The organism is Streptomyces sp. NPDC047981 (genome assembly GCF_040653315.1).
Lineage (GTDB): Bacteria > Actinomycetota > Actinomycetes > Streptomycetales > Streptomycetaceae > Streptomyces.
The window spans coordinates 1-4,544 of the sequence record NZ_JBEZNQ010000173.1; the positions used below are offsets into that span (position 1 = coordinate 1).

Sequence of the window (4,544 nt, forward strand, 5' to 3'; positions counted from 1 at the left end):
TGGCCTCCGGGGGCAGGCCCGACGGGGCGGCAGCCGCCCCGTCCGGAACCTTGTCGAACTTGTCAGTCACAACGACTGCCCTTCAGTGGTACGTAGGGGTCAGGAGCCGCCGTTGATCTTGGCCGCGGGGATCGCGCCGTCGCCGGCACCCCACTTGTCCAGGGCGGCCTTGTAGGTGCCGTCCTTGATGATCGCGTCGAGAGCTGCCGCCAGGGCGTCGCGCAGCTGCGTGTCCTTCTTGTCGACGGCCATACCGAAGAAGCCGGCGTCCGTCTTGTTGGCGATGGCCTCGAAGTCGTTGCCGCCACCCGCGGTCTTCGCGATGTACGCGGCGACCGGGGAGTCGTTCAGGTCGGCGACGGCGCCGCCCGCCTTCACGCGGGTCTGGGCCTCGGCGTCGGTCGGGAAGGACTCGAAGGTGAGGGCGGGCTTGCCGTCCGCCTTGCACTTCTCGGCCAGGTCCTTGGCGGCCTGCTCGTACGTCGTGCCCCGCTGGACGGCGAGCTTCTTGCCGCACAGGTCGTCGAGGGACTTGATGTTCTCCGGGTTGCCCTTCTTCACCAGGATGCCGGTGGAGGCGGTGAAGTAGTCGACGAAGTCGACACCGGAACCGGTCTTCTGGCCCTTGTCGTCCAGACCCTCCTGGCGGGCCTTGGTGTCGGTCATCGAGGACATCACGATGTCCGTACGACCGGTCGGCAGCGCGGTGAGCAGGGTGTCGAACGTGCCGCTGGTGAACTGGAACTCCACACCGAGCTGCTTGCCGAGCGCGGCGGCGATGTCGGGGTCGACACCGACGATCTTCTCGCCCTCCTTGAACTCCATCGGGGCGTAGGTGGCGTCCGTGCCCACCTTGATGACGCCCGACTTCTGGATGTCGGCGGGCAGCTTGGAGAACAGCGGCGCGCTGGAGGCGGGGCCGGTCTTCGTGCCCTCGGCGGTGGAGCCGCCCTCGGTCTGGTCGCCGCAGGCGGTCAGCAGCATGGAGCCGGCGACCGCGATGGCGGCGACCGCGGCAAGACGGGACGTGCGGGTCTTGGCGGCGGTCGTACAGCGCGTGGAGCGTGCGGTCATGGTCGGGTTCCTCCGGCGTGTGAGGGAGTTGCCATAGGCCGCGCGCACGCACCTTCGGGTGTCGCGACCTCGTGTGATTACGCGCATCTTGCCATTCGGACGGCGACAAACAGACGGCCACGCATGTCAAAATCGGGTAACGGGTGACCCCCGAACCTCAGAGACCCCGTGGACACGGGCCGAACCTCTTCCGGGGAATGCTCCCCGAAGCCGGAAAATCTCCGGTTGATCTCGCCATCTGGACGACACAAAGGCCACGATCCGGTCTACACGAGTCCGTGTCCGGAAATGGGGCGACGCGCCTGCTCTGCGCAAGGTGCCGTTACGTCCGTATGAGCCGCGTCACCGCTCCGCAATGGACTCGTCTACGGTGATGTACGTCCGGTAAGAAGGATCCTTACACCCCTCATCCGGGGCTCAGGGCGCGTTGTGCGGCGCGCCCGCGCGGTTGCCAGACACGGCGACCGCGGGACCCGCCCACCCCTCCTCAACAAGGAGTGGCCACCCTCAAATGAAGAAGACTTAAGGGGTCAACCCAATGGCAGCGGAGATCGTCAATCCTCGCAGCGAGAGCGGTACGGATGGGGCTCAGGAGCCCTTCGATCCGGCCTTCGCGCTGCACCGCGGCGGCAAGATGGCCATCTCGGCCACGGTGCCGCTGCGCGACAAGGACGACCTGTCCCTCGCGTACACGCCCGGCGTCGCCAAGGTGTGCACCGCGATTGCCGAGCAGCCGGAGCTGGTCCACGACTACACCTGGAAGTCCCAGGTCGTCGCGGTCGTGACCGACGGTACGGCAGTGCTCGGACTCGGCGACATCGGCCCGGAGGCCTCGCTTCCGGTCATGGAGGGGAAGGCCATCCTCTTCAAGCAGTTCGGCGGCGTGGACGCGGTGCCGATCGCGCTCGCGACCACCGACACCGACGAGATCGTGGAGACCGTCGTCCGGCTCGCCCCCTCCTTCGGTGGGGTGAACCTGGAGGACATCTCGGCGCCCCGGTGCTTCGAGATCGAGCGCAAGCTCCAGGAGCGCCTGGACATCCCCGTCTTCCACGACGACCAGCACGGCACCGCCGTCGTCACCCTCGCCGCGCTCCGCAACGCGGCGAAGCTGACCGACCGGGGCCTCGGCGACCTGCGCGCGGTCATCTCCGGCGCCGGCGCGGCCGGTGTCGCCATCGCCAAGTTCCTCCTCGAGGCGGGGCTCGGTGACGTGGCCGTCACGGACCGCAAGGGCATCGTCAGCCGTGACCGGGACGACCTGAACCCGGTCAAGCGTGAACTCGCGGAGATCACCAACAAGGCGGGCCTCACCGGCTCCCTCGAGGACGCCCTGGCCGGCGCGGACGTCTTCATCGGCGTCTCCGGCGGTACGGTCCCGGAGGCCGCGGTCGCGTCCATGGCGCCGAACGCGTTCGTGTTCGCCATGGCCAACCCGAACCCGGAGGTCCACCCCGACGTCGCGCACAAGTACGCGGCCGTCGTGGCCACCGGCCGTTCGGACTACCCGAACCAGATCAACAACGTGCTCGCCTTCCCCGGCATCTTCGCGGGCGCCCTCCAGGTCCGGGCCTCCCGGATCACCGAGGGCATGAAGATCGCCGCGGCGAACGCCATCGCGGACGTGGTCGGTGACCAGCTCGCCGCCGACTGCGTGATCCCGTCGCCGTTCGACGAGCGCGTGGCCCCGGCCGTCGCGAACGCCGTCGCCGCCGCCGCGCGCGCCGAGGGCGTGGCCCGCCGCTGACGCGGCTCCACACCCGCCGATCCGGATCACCCGGGTCCGGCTCTGGCTCTGGCTCTGTAGTGGGCCCCGAACGCTTCGTCCATCCGAAGCGTTCGGGGCCCTTTCGTGTGTGGTGAACCGGATGGGTGTACTGGCAGTACACACCGATGGTGTGTACTGTGAGTGCATGAGTCCTCTGCCCCGGTTCCACCGCCTCCCCGCCGAACGCCGGGAGGCGATCCTGGCCGTCGCGCGCGAGCAGTTCGCCGCGCACGGGCCCGAGACCGCCTCGTACAACAAGATCATCGAGGCGGCCGGCTTCTCGAAGACCGCCGCCTACCAGTACTTCGACGGCCGCGACGACCTGCTCGCCGCCGTTCTGGAGGACGTACGGGAACGACTGCTGGGCGTCCTCGGTCCCTGGGGGCCCGCCGACGGCCCCGACGACTTCTGGGCGCGGCTGCGGGCCGGGACGGGTGCGCTCGGCGCGCACCTCGCCGCCCACCCCGACGACCTGGCGCTCGCCGAACGCGCGGTACGGGTGTCCGGCGGCGGCCCCTGGACGGCCTGGTTCGACGCGCTCGTCCGGGACGGCCGGCGCCTTGGTGTCGTCCGCACCACCGTCGACCACTCCCTCCTGGTCGCCGCCACCGAAGCCGTCCTGCGCGCGGCGGACGGCTGGGCCCTGGAGAAGCTGCGCGCGGGGGACCACGAGGTCGAGGACGAGCAGGTGTGGGCGCTCCTCGCCGGCCTCTGGGGCGGGGAGGGGCCATGACCACCACCGGAGAGGTGCGGGAGCCCGCCGAGGGTGCCGTGTCACCGACCCCTTACCCCGGAGTCGTCGTCGACTGGCGCATACCGGCGACACCGCCCGGCGCGGCCGGAGGCCTCGAGCGCTTCATGGGGCCCGGCAAGACCCGCGCCGAGTCCCTCGTCGAATTCGGCGGGGTGGGCGTGTGCGCCGCGCTGCTCGCCGTCGGCGTCGGGACGACCGACCTCGCCCGCGGCTGGAGCTGGGTGCAACTCGTCGTCCTGGCGCTCGTCGGACTCGACCTCCTCGGCGGCATCGTCACCAACGCCACCAACGCGGCCAAGCGCTGGTACCACCGGCGGAGCCCTGGTGCCCGGCGTGCCCGGCTGGCCTTCGTCGCCGCCCATGTGCTCCACCTCGTCGTGTTCGGACTCGTGATCCTCGGCGGCGACCCCGCCTGGATCCTGGGGAACACCGCGCTGCTCGTCATCGGCGCCCTCCTCGTCGAGTACGCCCCGCTGCCGGTACGGCGACCGGTGGCGATGGCCGTCTACGCGGCGGCCGTCCTCGTCGGCCTCTTCTGGCTGACCGTGCCCGCGGCCCTCGCCTGGTTCGGGCCGCTCTTCCATCTCAAGCTGCTCGTCTGCCACTTGATCCCGGAGGCGCCCCTCGCCGAGGCCCCGCTCGCCGAGGTGCCGCGAGGCGGCGGCGGCGCGGGAGGCGGCGGCGATGGCTGAGATCGACGACCGGCCGCGACCGGAGGAGTGCGCGCGGGTCCTCGCCGCCGCGTTCGGCCGGGAGCCGGCCACGGCATGGATCACCGGTGGCTCTGAGCGGGTCAGGCGCTCCTGGTTCGCGACCACCCTGCGCACCCACGCGACGCTGCCCGGGGCCCGCCGACACCTGCTGACCGACGGCGCGGGAACGCCCCTCGCCGCCGCCGTGCTCACCCCGCGGGGCGCCGTGCCCGGCGCGGCGGCCGGGGCCGGCTGG

Annotated in this window: 5 protein-coding genes; 4 read left to right on the forward strand and 1 reads right to left on the reverse strand. The window is 71.0% G+C overall.

The window, feature by feature from the left end:
• Positions 1-99: 99 nt before the first annotated feature.
• The gene (locus AB0E14_RS39375) at positions 100-1,074 is read right to left on the reverse strand and encodes an ABC transporter substrate-binding protein (protein WP_362430291.1); all 975 of its coding nucleotides are present in this window, start codon (positions 1,072-1,074) and stop codon (positions 100-102) included.
• Between the two features lie 538 nt (positions 1,075-1,612).
• On the opposite strand from AB0E14_RS39375, the gene AB0E14_RS39380 reads away from it, so the two are divergent.
• The 4 genes from AB0E14_RS39380 to AB0E14_RS39395 all read left to right on the forward strand — a co-directional run.
• Entirely contained in the window at positions 1,613-2,821 is a 1,209-nt protein-coding gene (locus tag AB0E14_RS39380) for an NADP-dependent malic enzyme (protein ID WP_362430294.1), read from the forward strand.
• A gap of 166 nt (positions 2,822-2,987) precedes the next feature.
• The gene (locus tag AB0E14_RS39385) at positions 2,988-3,575 is read left to right on the forward strand and encodes a TetR/AcrR family transcriptional regulator (protein ID WP_362430297.1); all 588 of its coding nucleotides are present in this window, start codon (positions 2,988-2,990) and stop codon (positions 3,573-3,575) included.
• A complete protein-coding gene (locus AB0E14_RS39390) occupies positions 3,572-4,288 on the forward strand; it encodes a hypothetical protein (protein WP_362430300.1) in 717 nt (238 codons plus the stop codon). The genes AB0E14_RS39385 and AB0E14_RS39390 overlap by 4 nt, the downstream gene beginning before the upstream one ends.
• Positions 4,281-4,544, forward strand: a 264-nt coding sequence (locus tag AB0E14_RS39395) for a hypothetical protein (protein ID WP_362430303.1), incomplete at its 3' end; no start/stop codon positions are given. The genes AB0E14_RS39390 and AB0E14_RS39395, both read left to right, overlap by 8 nt.

Excerpts from the sequence above, each read along its gene's own strand:
- AB0E14_RS39375 (WP_362430291.1), bottom strand. The coding sequence starts at position 1,074 with ATGACCGCACGCTCCACGCGCTGTACGACCGCCGCCAAGACCCGCACG.
- AB0E14_RS39380 (WP_362430294.1), top strand. The coding sequence starts at position 1,613 with ATGGCAGCGGAGATCGTCAATCCTCGCAGCGAGAGCGGTACGGATGGG.
- AB0E14_RS39385 (WP_362430297.1), top strand. The coding sequence starts at position 2,988 with ATGAGTCCTCTGCCCCGGTTCCACCGCCTCCCCGCCGAACGCCGGGAG.
- AB0E14_RS39390 (WP_362430300.1), top strand. The coding sequence starts at position 3,572 with ATGACCACCACCGGAGAGGTGCGGGAGCCCGCCGAGGGTGCCGTGTCA.